The following is a 15,267-nucleotide window of genomic DNA, read 5'->3' on the forward strand; positions in this document are numbered from 1 at the left end:
CATGACGGCGGAAGCCAGACAGATTCAGCAAACCTGCCAGGTCATAGGCGCGATCTTGGCGCTTGGGCTTTTCACGACCGGGGCAGTCGCCCAGCAGGGCGCGACCGGCAAATCCTTCGTCGAGAATTTCGACACTATCGATCGCTCCCTCTGGTTCGTTTCCGACGGCTGGAACAACGGCAAGCACCAGAACTGCACTTGGTCCAAAGATCAGGTGAAGGCGGAAGGCGGCGAGCTGAAGCTCACCTTCGAGCAAAGCAAGACCAAGGATCGAGACTATGCCTGCGGCGAGATCCAGACCAGGGCGCGCTTCGGTTACGGCACCTACGAGGTGCGGATGAAGTCCGCCACAGGGTCTGGGCTGAATTCGGCCTTCTTCACCTATATCGGTCCGACTGACAAACAACCGCATGACGAGATCGATTTCGAGGTGCTCGGCAAGAATACCGGCGAAGTACAGGTCAACCAGTATGTCGGCGCCAAGGGCGGCAACGAGAAATTGGTGCCCGTCGCAGGCGGTGCAGATCAGGGTTTTAACGACTACGCTTTCGTCTGGGAGGAGAACCGCCTCCGTTACTTCGTGAACGGCAAGCTCGTTCAGGATGTGACGGACAAGACGAAGATCCCCTCCAATGCCCAGAAGATCTTCCTCAGCCTTTGGGGCACCGACACCCTGAAGAACTGGATGGGCAGTTTTGCTTATAGCCAGCCCGCCATCATGACGATCGACCGCATCGCCTTTACCGCACTCGGCGAAGACTGCAAGTTTCCTGAATCCGTGCTCTGCACGCTCGACTGAGGCGCCTTCGCGCCTCGTCGCCCGACGCTGCTGAAGAGCCCTTCAAAAGGTTCGTAGAAGGAGTTGGACGATTTGAAGCTGAATATTCTCTATCTCGCGCATGACCTCGCCGATGCGGCGATCCGTCGGCGCGTGCTGACTCTAAAGGCCGGCGGGGCGAATGTGACGGTCGCCGGTTTCGAGCGTGGCGCGAACCTGCTCGCGGAAGAACAGGATATCACGACGATCTCGCTTGGGGAGACTGCCGACGGGCGGTTCGTACAGCGGATCGGCACCGTGATCGCTGCACGCATGGCACTTTCAAAGAAGCTGTATTGGATATCGAAACCGGATGTGGTGATCGCCCGCAATCTGGAAACGCTGGCGCTTGCCGGCGCCGCCGCCTCGATGTTCGGCCGCAATATCCCGATCGTCTACGAATGCCTCGATATCCACAGGCTGCTGCTGGATGAAGGGGTTAAGGGGCGGCTGATGCGGCTCGTGCAGCGTCATTTCGGCCGCCGGGCAAGTCTGCTGATCACCAGTTCACCAGCCTTCGTCGAGAATTTCTTCAAGCCATGCTCCGGGCTCGATCTGCCGGTCATGCTTCTGGAGAACAAGGTGCTGGCGCTCAAGCCGGAGGCGGTGTCGGGCATGTCCGGCCCGCGGATGCCGAAACCGGGAAAGCCTTGGCGGATAGGCTGGTTCGGCGCGATCCGCTGCCGCAAGTCGCTTGATATCCTCATCGATTTCGCTGCCCGCATGGAAGGCAGGGTTGAGATTGTGCTGCGCGGCCGGCCGGCGTATCGCGAATTTGACGATTTCGACGCGAAGGTGAAGGCTGCGGCGCATGTGGAATTCCATGGACCGTACCGCAATCCGGAAGAGCTTGGTGCCATCTATCGCGACGTGCAGTTCACTTGGACGATCGATTTCTTCGAGGAAGGGCTGAACTCCAGCTGGCTGCTGCCGAACCGGCTCTACGAAGGCGGCCTTTATGGCGCCGTGCCGATCGCGCTGGCGGGCACGGAGACCGGTCGCTTCGTGAGCAGGCGCGGCATCGGTGCGACGCTTGCGGATGCTTCGCCGGAAAAGCTGGAAAACCTGTTCAACGGTATGACCGAGGCGCGTTACACGGATCTCGTATCGCGGCTCTCGGCCGTCGAGCGCAGCCAATGGGTGACCGGGCCGGCGGATTGCCGCTCCCTTGTCTCCCGGCTCGCCGCCCTACATCCCGACATGCCATCGCCGGCGGAAATGCCGGTCGTCTCAACCGCGCAGTCGTGAGGTGGAGCATGAATCAAGTACTTGATACCAAGACGCTTCTTGTCATCCCCTGCCTCAACGAGGCGCTGACGATCGAGCCGCTGTTGCGCAAGCTCAACGACCAGCGTACCGGCATGGACATGCTGATCGTCGTTGCCGACGGCGGCAGCACGGACGGCACGCAGGAGATCGTGCAGGGCCTCACGGCCGAAATTCCCGACCTGCTGCTGATTGCCAACGCCAAGCGCATCCAGAGTGCCGCGATCAACCTTGCGGTCGACCGGTTCGGCAAGGGGCGCGACTATCTCATCCGCATCGATGCGCATGGGGATTATCCGGATGACTATTGCCGGGTGCTGATCGAGGAAGCGCTTGCCATGCAGGCGGATTCGATCGTGGTCGGCATGGAGACGGTCGGTTTCGGGCTTTTCCAGAAGGCGACGGCCGTGGCGCAGAATTCCAGGCTCGGCAACGGTGGCTCCAGGCACCGGGCCGGCGGCGGCGGCGAATGGGTCGATCACGGCCACCATGCGCTGATGCGGATCGAAGCTTTCCGCGCCGTCGGCGGTTACGATGAAAGCTTCAGCCACAACGAGGATGCCGAACTGGATTTCCGCCTCCGTGCCGCCGCTTTCCGCATCTGGATGACGGGCAAGACCCATATGACCTATTACCCGCGGGCGAGCGCCGCGGCGCTCTTCCGGCAATATCTCGCCTATGGTCGCGGACGGGCGAAGAACCTCATCAAGCACCGATCCGTCCCCAAGCTGCGTCAGGCGATCCCGCTTGCGGTGGCTCCGGTGGTGATCGGCGCCCTGCTGGCTCTCCTTTACTGGTGGGCGGCGATACCGATGGCGATCTGGGCAGCGGCCTGCCTCGGTTATGGCTTCTGGCTCGCGATCGGGCAGAAGAACCCCTACGGCCCGCTCGCTTCGCTTTCCGCGATGATCATGCATTTCGCCTGGTCAGCCGGTTTCTGGCTGGAGCTGATCGGAATCCGACCGAGGAGGACTGCCTGATGGCGACGGAAACGCGGCCGGTCCGCATCGATATCGGCATCTGCACCTATCGGCGGCCGGAGCTTGAGGAGACACTTCGGTCATTGTTCGCGCTTGCCGTTCCCGCAGACGCGCGGGTTCGCCTGATCGTCGCCGACAATGATGCAGAGCCGAGCGCCGGAGAGCTTGTGGACGGCCTGCGGCGATATTCGCCGTTTCCGATCTCGTATGTCCATTGCCCGAAGTCGAACATCTCGATCGCCCGCAATGCCTGCCTTTCGGAATGCGATGCGGATTATCTCGCCTTCATCGACGATGACGAAACGGCGGAGCCTCAGTGGCTGGTCGGACTTTTTTCGATGATGATGCAGACCGGCGCCGATGCCGTGCTGGGCCCGGTACGGGCGGTTTATGAAAACGATAGCGCCAGGTGGATGCGCAAGGGAGACTTCCATTCAACCCGCCCCGTCTGGGTCGGTGGAAGGATCAGGACAGGTTATACCTGCAATGTGTTGCTCGACATGCGTTCGCCCGTCGTCGCCGGCCGCCGGTTCGCGCTAGGGCTTGGCCAGAGCGGCGGCGAGGACACGCATTTCTTCAGTGCCGTCACCGATGTCGGCGGCCGGATCGAATTTGCTCCGGACGCACTGGTCGAAGAAAGGGTGCCGGAAAAGCGGGCGAGCTTCGCCTGGCTTGCGAGGCGTCGTTTTCGGTCGGGTCAGACGCATGGACGCATTCTCGCAGCCAGGAACTCCGGCCCCCGCCGATTGTTGCAGACCGGGCTTGCCGCGCTGAAGTTCGGTTACTGCCTGGCGTTCAGCGGCGCGACCGCGTTCGCTCCGATCACGCGCAATCGCTATGCCCTTCGCGCGGCGCTGCATGCCGGAGCCGTTTCCGGCACGCTCGGAGTCCGCGAGATCCGCCAATATGGAGCGGCCGAAGCCACATGACGATATCCGTTGCCCCGCCCGATGTCAGCTTCGTCATCGCCGCCTACAACGCGAAGGATACGCTGGTGCGGGCCATCGACAGCGCGGTCGCGCAGATCGGCGTCGCCGTGGAGGTGATCGTGGTGGACGACTGCTCGACCGACGGTACGCGTGATATCGCGGAAGCCTATGCGATGATCGACGACCGGGTCCGGCTGATCGCCCAGCCCGTCAATGGCGGGCCGGCGGCGGCGCGTAATGCCGGGTTTGCCGCAGCCAAAGGCCGTTGGATCGCCGTGCTCGATTCGGACGATACGGTCTATCCGCTTCGCCTGCTCACCATGCTCGAATGGGCCGAAACCGCCGATGCCCAGATCGCCGTCGACAATATCGACGTCATACCGATCGCTGGTGGCGAACCGCAGGCAATGTTCTCCAAACCGGAACTCAAGCGACGGCCGTTCATGACGCTCGCCGATTTCATCGGCTCGAACGTGATTTTTCAGTCGACCTTCAATTTCGGCTACATGAAGCCGATCTTCGAACGAGCATTTATCGAGAAGCACGGGTTGCGTTTCGACGAGACCTTGCGGGTCGGCGAAGACTATCTGCTGCTTGCCTCGGCGCTCGCCTGTGGCGGCCGCTGCGCAATCGTGCCGGAGACCGGCTATGTCTACCATCTCCGGCATGGCTCGATCTCGCGGGTTCTCGAACAGCGCCATCTTGATGCGATGCTGGCTTCCGACCGGCTTTTCCTCTCCCGATACAAGCTGGATGCCCAGGCGATGGCGGCGCAGCGACGCCGCACCCGCAGCATCCTGGAGGCGGGTTCGTTTCTGACGCTCGTCGATGAGATCAAGAAAGGTTCATTCGGCGGCTTCCTGAAAACGGTGCTCGAAAATCCGAGAGCACTGCGGCACCTACGCATGCCGATCGCGGTCAGGATGCGGCGGCTGGTGGGGACGGCCAATGTCAGTTGAAACCCGACAGGAACAGGCGGGCGGGCCCATTTCCACCCAAACACAGCTCCGGAAAGCGAGCCATATGGACCAGGTAAATTACAGACCGAGAACGATTTTTCCGAGCGAGGCCCGGGACAATGACACGTTCATAGACCTCGACAGGCTCTGGGCGGCGCTTATTCGCCGTTCCGGCATCATTGCCATCTGCCTCGTCGTCACCGTTGCGCTCGCCGGCGCCTATCTCGTCATGGCGAAGCCGATCTATACGGCGATGACGCAGATCCTCATCGACGAAAACCTTTCCCGCTACGCCGAGGATCAGCAGGACAGCCAGACTGCGCAGCAGATCGACAACCGCATGTCGAGCGCGGTCGAGATCCTGAAATCCAAGGCGCTGGCGCTCAGGGTCGTCGACAAGGGCCAGTTCGGCGAGAACGAGATGCTCGTCGATCCGCCGCAATCCCCCATCGACCTCGTGAAGGGCATGATCAAGAGCGTCGTCACGATGCTGACCCCAGGTGCGCCGCCGCCTTCCGAGGAACTGGAACGGCTCGGCCGGCGTGAAAAGGCGGCTGCCGTGCTGCAACAGGCACTCACCGTCGAGCGCGTCGGCCGCAGCTCGGTGATCGCCCTTTCGGTACAGTCTCCTGATCCGCAGCTCTCGGCGCAGATCGCGCGAACCTACGCCGCCGCCTACCTGACGGATCAGCTCAACGCGAATTTCGATGCGTCCGAGCAGGCTTCGCTGTGGTTGCAGGAACGGCTTAACGATCTCAACACCCGCTCGCAGCAGGCAGCGCTCGCCGTCGAACAATACAAGAGCGAGCACGGTCTCATTTCGCCGCGCGGCGAGCTTCTGTCGACCCAGCAGCTTTCCGATCTCAACAGCCAGCTCATCGTCGCCCAGGCCGATGCCGCGACCGCTTCCGCACGTTATCGACAATATCAGGCGATCATCGACAAGGGTGCCGATGCCGCGGTCCAGAATGCTGTCGTGTCCGCGCGCGATACGGACAATACCGTCATCCAGGACCTGCGCAAGCGCTACATCGCCATCAATGACCGCGAGCAGGGAATCATCCAGCAGTTTGGCGCCGACCATCCGCAAGCCGTTGCGCTGAAAGCGGAAAAGGCCGACCTCTCGCAGCAGATCTATCGCGAGCTGCAGCAGCTGACCGGCAGTTTCCGCAATGAATTCGAGGTGGCGAGCTCGCGTGAAAAATCGCTGCGTGAAAGTATCGACAAGGTGGCTGGCCGCAATTCGCAGGCCAATGTCTCCATGGTACAGCTTGCCGAATTGGAGCAGAAGGCGAACGCGCTGAAGACGCTTTATCAGTCCTATCTCGGCCGTTTCGAAGAGGCGACGCAGCGGCAATCCTTCCCGATCGCCAAAGCGCGGGTGATTTCCGAGGCTGGCCTGCCCACCGCCCCTTCGAGCCCGCGCAAGACGCTGACCATGGCGCTTTCCGTCGTGCTCGGCCTGATGATCGGCGGCGTGGCCGCGACGCTGCTCGAGTTCCGCGAACGGTTCTTCCGTACCGGCGACGACGTGCAGGAGAAGCTGGGTCAGCGCTTCCTCGGTTATCTGCCGATGATCACCGGCGCAGGTGCGGAAGAGAAACCGGCGCCGCAGCCGACGGAGGCGGAAGTCGCGGCAGCACCGCCCGGCAATCCGATCGCTTTCCGGCGGCTGATGCGGGTGGCCGTCGAGGCGCCTCGCTCGCAATTCGCCGAGACGCTACGCAGCGCCAAGCTTGCCTGCGATATCATGCTGCAGGAGCGCCGGTGCAAGGTGATCGGCGTCGTCTCCTGCCTGCCGGGCGAGGGAAAGTCCATGGTCGCGGCCAATTTCGCGGGGCTGATCGCCTCGACCGGCGTCAAGACGCTGGTGATCGATGCGGACCTGCGCAATCCCGGCCTCAGCCGCATGCTCGCATCCGAGCCGGAGATCGGGCTGGTGGAGGTCGTGCTGCAGAAGACCTCATGGACCAATGCGGCGCGCGTCGACCGCCGCTCCCGCCTGACGATCCTGCCGATGACGACGCGCAGCAAGCAGCTCGCCCATACGAGCGAACTTCTCGCCTCGGCGGGCATGAGCCAGTTCCTCGAGAGTATCAAGGGCACGTTCGATGTCATCGTCGTGGATCTTGCGCCGCTCATCCCGGTCATCGACGCAAAGGCCTTCGAACCTTATGTCGACGGCTTCGTCTTCATTACCGAGTGGGGCGTGACCCCGGTCAAGGCAGTGCAATCAGTGCTGCGCGGCGAACCGCAGATCGCTTCGAAGACGGTCGGCGTGATCCTCAACAAGACGGAAATGTCCGAACTGCACCGCTATGCGGATCCGGGCGCTCCCGAACGCCTGAGGAGCAGCTATCTTTCCTATTACAAGGAAGGTTCCGCATCCGCGCCAAGGTGAGTGGGAAGGGGGCGGTTCTCTGCTCCTTTGATATCCCCTCTCAGCCGAAGGCGAGTTCTGTTGCAGGTATGGGTTGGGTTTCCATTGCTGTCAGGGTCTTGCCGAAGACACGGCCGATGCCGATCAAAACAGGTTCATCCACGCCGATCGACGTCATTGCGGCGGGCATGTCGCAGAGAGGGCCAGCCCAGCGCTTTTCGTTCGGCCGAGTGACGGCGCTGACGATGACGACCGGCATGTCGAGCGCCATGCCGGTCTCGATCAGCCGGTCGGTGATCTCGCCGGCGGTGCGGCCGGCCATGTAGTAGATCGTCGTGGTGCGCGGATCGGCGAGGCCTTGCCAGTCGAGATTGTCGGGCAGCACACCCTGTCGCGAATGGCCGGTGACGAAGCGGACGCCTTGGGCATGATCGCGGTGGGTCAGCGACACGCCAAGCCGTGAAGCCATGGCGCTGGCCGAGGTTATGCCCGGCACGACATCGACCGGAATGCCCTGTTCCTCCAGGCAGGCGATCTCCTCGCCGGCGCGGCCGAAGACCATCGGATCGCCGGATTTCAGCCGCACGACACGTTTGCCGGCCTTGGCGAATTTCACCATCATCTCGTTGATGTCTTCCTGCCGGCAGCTTTCGCGGCCACCGCGCTTGCCGACAAGCATGCGTTTGGCCTCGCGCCGGGCAAGTTCCAGCACTTCGTCGGAAACGAGGTCGTCGAAAAGAATGACATCGGCCGCCTGAAGTGCCCGCACGGCCTTCAGGGTCAGGAGTTCGGCGTCCCCTGGGCCGGCGCCGACCAGCGTGACGCGGCCATGGTGGCAAGAGTGGGCGGGTGCCTCCCGGAGCCGTTCGGCATCCTTGAGAAGCAGCCCGCCGACGCCCTCCTCCGGCGTATCGGAATTTGAGAAGGCCCGGTCGACGAACCGTTCCCAGAAGGCCCGCCGCAGGGCGCCGGGTGCGAGACGTTCATTGACCTTCTCGCGTAGCGACTGAGCGAGTTCGGCCCAGTTCTTCAGCGATCGAGGCAGCAGCGTTTCGATGCGACGACGGATGGCCTGTGCAAGGATGGGTGCCGAGCCGTCGGTCGAGATCGACACGACGACCGGCGAGCGGTTGACGATCGAGCCGAACTGGAACTGGCAATAGGCCGGCTTGTCGATGACGTTGACCGGCACGCCGGCTGCCCGAACCGCGCTGAAGAAGGCCTGTGCTTCGTCCTCATCCTCGCAATCGGCGATGGCGAGCGCGGCACCCGCGAACTTGGCGGAATGCCAGGTCTGGTTATGGCGAATGAAACTGCCTCGAGGATGCTCTGCGCCGCGAGCGATCGACTTCTCGAACGTGTCCGAAAGTTCCTCCGCATAGACATGCACTTCCGCGCCGCAGGCGGCGAGAAGTTCTGCTTTCCAGGCAGCCGCGTCCGAGCCGCCGGCGACGATCACCGACTTGCCTTCCAGCGCCCAGAAGACAGGGAGCTTGGCGAGCGGCGCCATGCGGGCGCCCCGGTCCGATAGCGCTTCATTCCGCTGCGGCTGCAAGACATCCATCGATGATCCCCCTGATTTCGGCGCGGCAGGAGCCGCAATTGGTGCCGGCATTGGTTTCTTTCCCGACGGCTTCGACGCTGTGGCAGCCGCCTCGCACGGCGCCGATGATCCGGTTGGCGCCGACCGAAAAGCAGGAACAGACGGTGGCGCCGGGATCCGGCTGGTCGGCCCCGGGGCGACCGGCGACGATCGCAAAGCGTTTGCGCAGGTCGGAATGGCTGATGGCGAGCTGGCTTATCGCCCAGTTGCGGGCGACTGCGACCGGTTCCCGAGCGAGGAAGAGCGCGGCAAGCAGTCTTTCGCCGTCAAAGAAGGCGAGGCGCAGATCGCCGGATTGGTGATCTGCATAACCGATCGGTTCGAGCCCGGCGGGGATTTCGAAGGTGCTGCGGCACCAGCCGGCCCAGTCTTCGACCGTCTCCTCGAAGGCAAGTTCTGTCCGCCAGCCGCTATCGGCTTTGGCAAGCGCCCAGTAGTCGGCCTTCGGTGTCGCCGGTTTGGTGGTGGAAACCGCGAACCCGTAAAAGGCGGCGCCGAAAGAACGGACGGCGATCGCAACGTTCTTGGAAGCCGGCTGGCCGGAGAACGGATCTGTGACCGGCGCGACCAGCGCATCGATGCGGGCTTTTGCAGCGAACTGATCGTTCCAGTGCATGGGTACGAAGACGTTTCCCCGTGCCTGCCTTTCCGTGACCAGGGCGCGGACGACTGCCAGGCCGTGCTCGCTTTCGATCTCGACCAGGCTGGCATTGCCGATGCCGAGTTCCATGGCATCGCGCGGGTGGATTTCGGCGAAGGGCTCGGCGATATGGCCGGAAAGCCGGGCGCTTTTGGCCGTCCGCGTCATCGTATGCCAGTGGTCGCGGATGCGGCCTGTGTTCAGCGTCAGCGGATATTGCTCGTCGGTGCGGTCGGTGGACGGGGCGTGGACAGGGATGAAGCGCGCCTTGCCGTCGGGGTGATAGAAGCCACCATCGGCAAAGAAGCGCTTGTCGCCATCTCTCCGGAGGGGGGTGACTTCGGCAGGTGCCGGCCATTGGAAGGGAGACAGGCTGTCATAGGCCGCGCGGTCGATAGCCGCGTGAGCGCCGATATCGAAATCCCGGCTGCCGTCATTTTCGAAGGCCGAAAGCGCCGCATGTTCGGCGAAGATCTCAGCCGCAGATCGATAATCGAAGCCGTCAAAGCCCATCCGGCGGCCGACTTCCGCCATCTGCCACCAATCGGGCGTGGCTTGGCCGGGTGCGGACAGGAACCCGCGCTGACGGGAGATGCGGCGCTCCGAATTGGTGACCGTCCCGTCCTTTTCGCCCCAGCCGACCGAAGGCAGCAGGACATGCGCGTGGCGGGCTGTGTCGGTGTCGCGAAGGATGTCGGAGACAACCACGAAGGGACAGGCCTTGATGGCGGCTTCCACCGCATCGGCATCCGGCACCGAAACCACCGGATTGGTGGCCATGATCCAAAGCGCCTTGATGCGTCCGTCGGCGACGGCGCGAAACATGTCGACGGCCTTCAGGCCCGGCTTTTCAGCAATTCCGGGTGAGGCCCAGAAGCGCTGCAGGCGGTCGCGGTCTTCGGTGTTTTCGATCGCCATATGGGCGGCGAGCATGTTGGCAAGCCCGCCGACCTCACGGCCGCCCATGGCGTTCGGCTGACCGGTCAGCGAGAAGGGCCCCATGCCGGGCCGGCCGATACGGCCGGTCGCCAGGTGACAGTTGATGATGGCGTTGACCTTGTCCGTGCCGGAAGCGGATTGATTGACGCCCTGACTATAACAGGTAACGGTCTTTTCGGTCGTTTCGAACAGGTGAAAGAATTCGCGGAGCTGCATCGCCGGCAGGCCGGTCCGCTCCATGAGGTCGGCCGATGACAAGGCAGAGGCGGCGGCGAAGGCCTGGGAAAAACCCTGCGTATGAGCACCGATATAGTTCTGGTCGATGGCCGGGCCGCCGGCGAGATGGGCAAGCAAGCCCATGAACAGTGCCACGTCGCCATCTGGCCGGATCGCAAGATGCAGGTCGGCGATATCGCAGGTCATCGTCCGGCGCGGATCGATGACGACGATCTTCATGGAGGGGCGGGCGGCTTTTGCCGCGGCAAGGCGCTGGTAGATGACCGGGTGACACCAGGCAAGATTCGAACCGGTCAGGACGACCAGATCCGCCAGCTCAAGGTCTTCGTAGGTCCCCGGCACCGTGTCCGATCCGAAGGCGCGGCGGTGGCCGGCGACGGAGGAGGACATGCAGAGCCGCGAATTGGTGTCGATATTGCCGGAGCCGATGAACCCCTTCATCAGCTTGTTGGCGACGTAATAATCCTCCGTCAGCAATTGGCCGGAGACGTAGAAGGCGACGGAGTCCGGGCCGTGCTCTGTGACCGCCTCCGAGAATTTTTCCGCGACGAGGTCGAGGGCCTCGCTCCACTCCACCCGCCGCCCATCGATCTCCGGAAACAGCACACGTCCGTCGAGATCGATGGTCTCGGCGAGCGCCGATCCCTTGGAGCAGAGCCGGCCGAAATTGGCCGGGTGCTCGGGATCGCCCTTTACCGTCACGGCGCCGTGGTCCGCCACCGTGGCGATGACGCCACAGCCGACGCCGCAATAGGGGCAGGTCGTCCTGGTGGTGGTTCCACCCGCCTGCATTTCCGTTTCCAGAACACCGGCCCCCATGAGCTTACTCCGCCGGAACGGCAGCAGGATTGCCGATGCGACCGGCCGACGCGCTCTGTTTGCCGCTCTTGCGGCCATGGGTCGAGTAGAGCGTCAGGCCGACGAAGGTGAGGCCACCGACAAGATTGCCGATCACGGTCGGGATTTCGTTCCAGATCAGATAGTCCATGATCGAGAACTTGCCGCCGAGCAGCAGACCCGACGGGAACAGGAACATGTTCACGATGGAATGTTCGAAACCCATGTAGAAGAAGAGCATGATCGGCATCCACATGCCGATCACCTTGCCGGAAACGGAAGTCGACATCATCGCGGCGACGACGCCGGTCGAAACCATCCAGTTGCACAGCACGCCGCGAATGAAGAGGGTCAGCATGCCAGCGGCCCCGTGCGCGGCATAACCGAGCGTGCGGCCTTCGCCGATATGGCCGATCCTCTGGCCGACCTCGTTCGGGGCCTCGCTGAAGCCGAAGGTGAAGATGATGGCCATCATGACGGCGACGAGGAACGCGCCGGCGAAATTACCGACGAAAACAAGCGTCCAGTTGCGCATCACGCCGCCGGCGGTGACGCCCGGCCGCCTGTCTATCAGGGCAAGCGGGGAGAGCGTGAAGACGCCGGTCAGCAGATCGAAGCCCATCAGATAGAGGAGGCAGAAGCCGACGGGGAAGAGGATCGCGCCGGCAAGCGCATTGCCGGTCTGCACGGTGATGGTCACGGCGAAGGCGGCGGAAAGCGCAAGGATTGCGCCCGCCATGAAGGCCCGGATCAGGGTGTCGCGCGTCGACATGAAGATCTTCGCCTCGCCGGCATCGATCATCTTCGTCACGAATTCCGTTGGATGGACATAGGACATTTTTTTGCTCGTCTCCCTAGAGTGCATGTCGTCTGGTAGTGGTCACGCCGGTTACTCGGCTGCGACCAGTTGTTCTTCGAGGGCCATGAAGATGTCTTCGCCGCGCAGTTCGAGCCGGATTGTCCGGACCGAACCCTCGTCGGCGCCGAGTGCCTTGCCGGTTTCGAGCGAGATCACCCAGTTGTGCAGCGGGCACGTCACCGATGTACCGTGCACGATGCCCTGGCTCAGCGGCCCGCCCTTGTGGGGGCAGTGGTCCTCGATGGCGAAGACCTGGTTGTCGGCCGTGCGGAACACGCCGATCTTGCCTTGCGGGGTCTTCACGCAGCGTGCGCCCCGGAGCGGAATATCCGTCAGTTTGCCGATCGCGATCCAGTTCATGTCCATCTCCTTATTCGGCCGCATGCGAATAACCGACCGTCGCCATCGGCCGGAACTCGTGTTTGTCCTTGCCGGAGACACGCTCCGACCAGGGGTCGATCTGGGCGAATTTCTGGGAGAAAACGAAGCGCTCGTAATAGGCCTGGCGCTTCTCCGTATCGGTCATGATCTGCCGGCGGATCTCGTCGAGACCGATGCGCTTTGCCCATTTGTAGATGCGCTCGAGGTAGCGGCCCTGTTCGCGGTACATCTGGGTGAGCGCGACGATATGCTCGAGCGCCTCGTCCTCGGTCTTGACCAGCCCCAGCACTTCCGTGCCCTTGATGTCGAGGCCGGCGGCGCCTGCAAAATGGATCTCGAACCCTGAGTCCACGCAAATGACGCCGATATCCTTGCAGGTCGCCTCGGCGCAGTTGCGCGGACATCCGGAGACGGCCATCTTGAGCTTGGCCGGCGTCCAGGAGCCCCACATGAATTTCTCGATGCGGATGCCGAGGCCGGTCGAATCCTGGGTGCCGAAGCGGCACCAGTCCGACCCGACGCAGGTCTTCACGGTGCGCAGGCCCTTGGCATAAGCTTGGCCGGAGATGAAGCCCGCCTTGCCTAGGTCGGCCCAGACTGCCGGCAGGTCTTCCTTCTCGACGCCCAAAAGGTCGATGCGCTGGCCGCCGGTCACCTTCACCATGGGGATGGCGAACTTGTCGACCACGTCGGCGATGGCGCGCAGTTCCTGCGAGCTGGTGACACCGCCCCACATGCGCGGGACGACGGAATAGGTGCCGTCCTTCTGGATGTTGGCGTGGACACGTTCGTTGATGAAGCGCGACTGGTAATCGTCGGCATATTCATCCGGCCAGTCGCAGACGAGGTAGTAGTTGAGCGCCGGGCGGCATTTGGCGCAGCCGCAGGAGGTCTTCCATTCCAGTTCCTGCATGACCGCGGGAATGGTCTTCAGGCCCTTCGCCTTGATCAGGCGGCGGACGTCGTCGTGGCCGAGCTCGGTGCAGGTGCACATGGGCTGGACGGCCTTCGGATTGTAGGCGTCGCCGAGGGTCAGGCTCATCAGCTGTTCGACGAGGCCGGTGCAGGTGCCGCAGGAGGCGGACGCCTTGGTGTGAGCCCGCACGTCGTCCAGCGACGTCAGGCCCTTGGCCGTGATGGTCGAGGTGATCTTGCCCTTGCAGACGCCGTTGCAGCCGCAGATTTCCGCATCATCCGGCAAGGCTGCAACGGCCGCCATAGGGTCCAGCGGGGCACCACCCTGATAGGCCTGGCCGAAGATCAGCGTGTCGCGCATCTCCGAGATGTCGGTCGCCTTCTTCTTCAGGTCGTTGAACCAGGCGCCGTCGGAGGTCTCGCCGTAGAGAACCGTGCCGATGATGCGGTTGTCCTTGAGGACGAGGCGCTTGTAGATGCCGGCGGTGGCGTCGCGCAGCACGATTTCCTGCCGATCGTCGCCATCGGCGAAATCGCCGAGCGAATAGAGATCGATGCCGGTGACCTTGAGCTTGGTCGGGGTATCGGAATGCACGAAAGCGGGCTTCGTATCGCCAGCGAGGTGGGCGGCCGCGACGCGGGCCATCTCGTAGAGCGGTGCGACGAGGCCATAGACCATGCCGCCCACCTCGGCGCATTCGCCGATGGAATAGATGTCTCCGTCGGAAGTCTGCATTCCCGCATCGACGACGATGCCGCGGTTGACCGCAAGGCCGGCTTCCTTGGCCAGGCCGGCGCTCGGGCGGATGCCGACGGCCATGACCACCAGAGTCGCCGGAATGATCGTGCCGTTGTCGAGCTCGACGCCCTCGACCTTGCCGTTGCCGATGATCTGCTTGGTGTTGGCCTTGCAAATCACCTTGATGCCGCGTTCCTCGACGGCCTTCTGCAGCAGGTAGCCGGCGGCCGGATCGAGCTGGCGTTCCATCAGCGTCGGCATCACGTGCAGAACGGTCACGTCCATGCCGCGCTGGGCGAGGCCTGCCGCAGCTTCGAGGCCGAGCAGGCCGCCGCCGATGACGATCGCCTTTTCGCGCGACTGGGCGGCGAGCAGCATGGCCTGCACGTCGTCAAGGTCGCGATAGGTGATGACGCCCGGCAGGTCCTTGCCCGGCACCGGAATGATGAAGGGCACGGAACCGGTGGCGATCACCAGCTTGTCGTAGCTCTCGGTGACGCCGTGATCGGAGGTGACGGTCTTGGCGGCACGGTCGATCGAAACGATCCTATGGCCCTTGTAGAGCGTGATGCCGTGGTCGATGTACCAGCCGTCGCCGTGGATGACGATCTGCTCGAAGCTCTTTTCGCCCGAAAGAACCGGCGAGAGCATGATGCGGTCGTAGTTGACGCGCGGTTCGGCGTTGAAGATCGTCACTTGGTAGCGACCGGGCGCCTGTTCGAAGAGATGTTCCAGCATGCGCCCCGGCGCCATGCCATTGCCGATGATAACGAGTTTTTCTGTCAT

The 15,267-nt window shown here is 63.1% G+C and carries 11 protein-coding genes; 6 read left to right on the top strand and 5 right to left on the bottom strand.

The window, feature by feature from the left end; translation table 11 throughout:
- Position 1 precedes the first annotated feature (1 nt).
- The 6 genes from exoK (at position 2) to DMO26_RS11100 (ending at position 7,352) form a co-directional block, all read left to right on the top strand.
- Positions 2 to 799: an endo-1,3-1,4-beta-glycanase ExoK gene (gene exoK / locus DMO26_RS11080; RefSeq protein WP_117192112.1), complete on the top strand. Its 798-nt coding sequence runs from the start codon at positions 2 to 4 to the stop codon at positions 797 to 799.
- Between the two features lie 72 nt (positions 800 to 871).
- The gene (locus DMO26_RS33655; protein ID WP_162894814.1) at positions 872 to 2,065 is read left to right on the top strand and encodes a glycosyltransferase family 4 protein; all 1,194 of its coding nucleotides are present in this window, start codon (positions 872 to 874) and stop codon (positions 2,063 to 2,065) included.
- An 8-nt stretch (positions 2,066 to 2,073) separates the two neighbouring features.
- On the top strand, positions 2,074 to 3,063 hold the full coding sequence (locus DMO26_RS33660; RefSeq protein ID WP_162894815.1) for a glycosyltransferase family 2 protein: 990 nt from the start codon (positions 2,074 to 2,076) through the stop codon (positions 3,061 to 3,063).
- Complete coding sequence (locus tag DMO26_RS11090) at positions 3,063 to 3,992, top strand: glycosyltransferase (protein WP_117192113.1); 930 nt, start codon at positions 3,063 to 3,065, stop codon at positions 3,990 to 3,992. Before DMO26_RS33660 ends, DMO26_RS11090 begins: the two co-directional genes overlap by 1 nt.
- Positions 3,989 to 4,951 (top strand): glycosyltransferase family 2 protein, encoded by a 963-nt coding sequence (locus DMO26_RS11095; RefSeq protein WP_117192114.1) that lies wholly within the window; start codon positions 3,989 to 3,991, stop codon positions 4,949 to 4,951. The genes DMO26_RS11090 and DMO26_RS11095 overlap by 4 nt, the downstream gene beginning before the upstream one ends.
- A 64-nt stretch (positions 4,952 to 5,015) precedes the next feature.
- Entirely contained in the window at positions 5,016 to 7,352 is a 2,337-nt protein-coding gene (locus DMO26_RS11100; RefSeq protein WP_117192115.1) for a polysaccharide biosynthesis tyrosine autokinase, read from the top strand.
- 40 nt (positions 7,353 to 7,392) lie between these two features.
- Here DMO26_RS11100 and cysG read toward each other — a convergent pair whose 3' ends face one another.
- Genes cysG through nirB form a run of 5 tightly spaced genes read right to left on the bottom strand, consistent with a single transcriptional unit; the run spans position 7,393 to position 15,267 of the window.
- On the bottom strand, positions 7,393 to 8,895 hold the full coding sequence (cysG, locus tag DMO26_RS11105; protein WP_117192116.1) for a siroheme synthase CysG: 1,503 nt from the start codon (positions 8,893 to 8,895) through the stop codon (positions 7,393 to 7,395).
- On the bottom strand, positions 8,867 to 11,542 hold the full coding sequence (locus tag DMO26_RS11110; protein WP_117192310.1) for a nitrate reductase: 2,676 nt from the start codon (positions 11,540 to 11,542) through the stop codon (positions 8,867 to 8,869). The genes cysG and DMO26_RS11110 overlap by 29 nt, the downstream gene beginning before the upstream one ends.
- A gap of 31 nt (positions 11,543 to 11,573) precedes the next feature.
- Positions 11,574 to 12,425 carry a formate/nitrite transporter family protein gene (locus DMO26_RS11115; protein WP_117192117.1) on the bottom strand — a complete coding sequence of 284 codons (852 nt, stop codon included), beginning with the start codon at positions 12,423 to 12,425 and terminating at the stop codon, positions 11,574 to 11,576.
- 51 nt (positions 12,426 to 12,476) lie between these two features.
- Positions 12,477 to 12,812 (bottom strand): nitrite reductase small subunit NirD, encoded by a 336-nt coding sequence (nirD, locus tag DMO26_RS11120; protein WP_162894834.1) that lies wholly within the window; start codon positions 12,810 to 12,812, stop codon positions 12,477 to 12,479.
- A 4-nt stretch (positions 12,813 to 12,816) separates the two neighbouring features.
- On the bottom strand, positions 12,817 to 15,267 hold the full coding sequence (nirB, locus tag DMO26_RS11125; protein ID WP_117192119.1) for a nitrite reductase large subunit NirB: 2,451 nt from the start codon (positions 15,265 to 15,267) through the stop codon (positions 12,817 to 12,819).

The sequence above is a fragment of the Rhizobium terrae genome (genome assembly GCF_003425685.1).
GTDB lineage: Bacteria > Pseudomonadota > Alphaproteobacteria > Rhizobiales > Rhizobiaceae > Neorhizobium > Neorhizobium terrae.

What these genes read in the sequence shown, in the direction of transcription:
- exoK (WP_117192112.1), top strand. Translation starts at nt 2, where the DNA reads ATGACGGCGGAAGCCAGACAGATTCAGCAAACCTGCCAGGTCATAGGC.
- DMO26_RS33660 (WP_162894815.1), top strand. Translation starts at nt 2,074, where the DNA reads ATGAATCAAGTACTTGATACCAAGACGCTTCTTGTCATCCCCTGCCTC.
- DMO26_RS11090 (WP_117192113.1), top strand. Translation starts at nt 3,063, where the DNA reads ATGGCGACGGAAACGCGGCCGGTCCGCATCGATATCGGCATCTGCACC.
- DMO26_RS11095 (WP_117192114.1), top strand. Translation starts at nt 3,989, where the DNA reads ATGACGATATCCGTTGCCCCGCCCGATGTCAGCTTCGTCATCGCCGCC.
- DMO26_RS11100 (WP_117192115.1), top strand. Translation starts at nt 5,016, where the DNA reads ATGGACCAGGTAAATTACAGACCGAGAACGATTTTTCCGAGCGAGGCC.
- cysG (WP_117192116.1), bottom strand. Translation starts at nt 8,895, where the DNA reads ATGGATGTCTTGCAGCCGCAGCGGAATGAAGCGCTATCGGACCGGGGC.
- DMO26_RS11110 (WP_117192310.1), bottom strand. Translation starts at nt 11,542, where the DNA reads ATGCAGGCGGGTGGAACCACCACCAGGACGACCTGCCCCTATTGCGGC.
- DMO26_RS11115 (WP_117192117.1), bottom strand. Translation starts at nt 12,425, where the DNA reads ATGTCCTATGTCCATCCAACGGAATTCGTGACGAAGATGATCGATGCC.
- nirD (WP_162894834.1), bottom strand. Translation starts at nt 12,812, where the DNA reads ATGGACATGAACTGGATCGCGATCGGCAAACTGACGGATATTCCGCTC.
- nirB (WP_117192119.1), bottom strand. Translation starts at nt 15,267, where the DNA reads ATGACAGAAAAACTCGTTATCATCGGCAATGGCATGGCGCCGGGGCGC.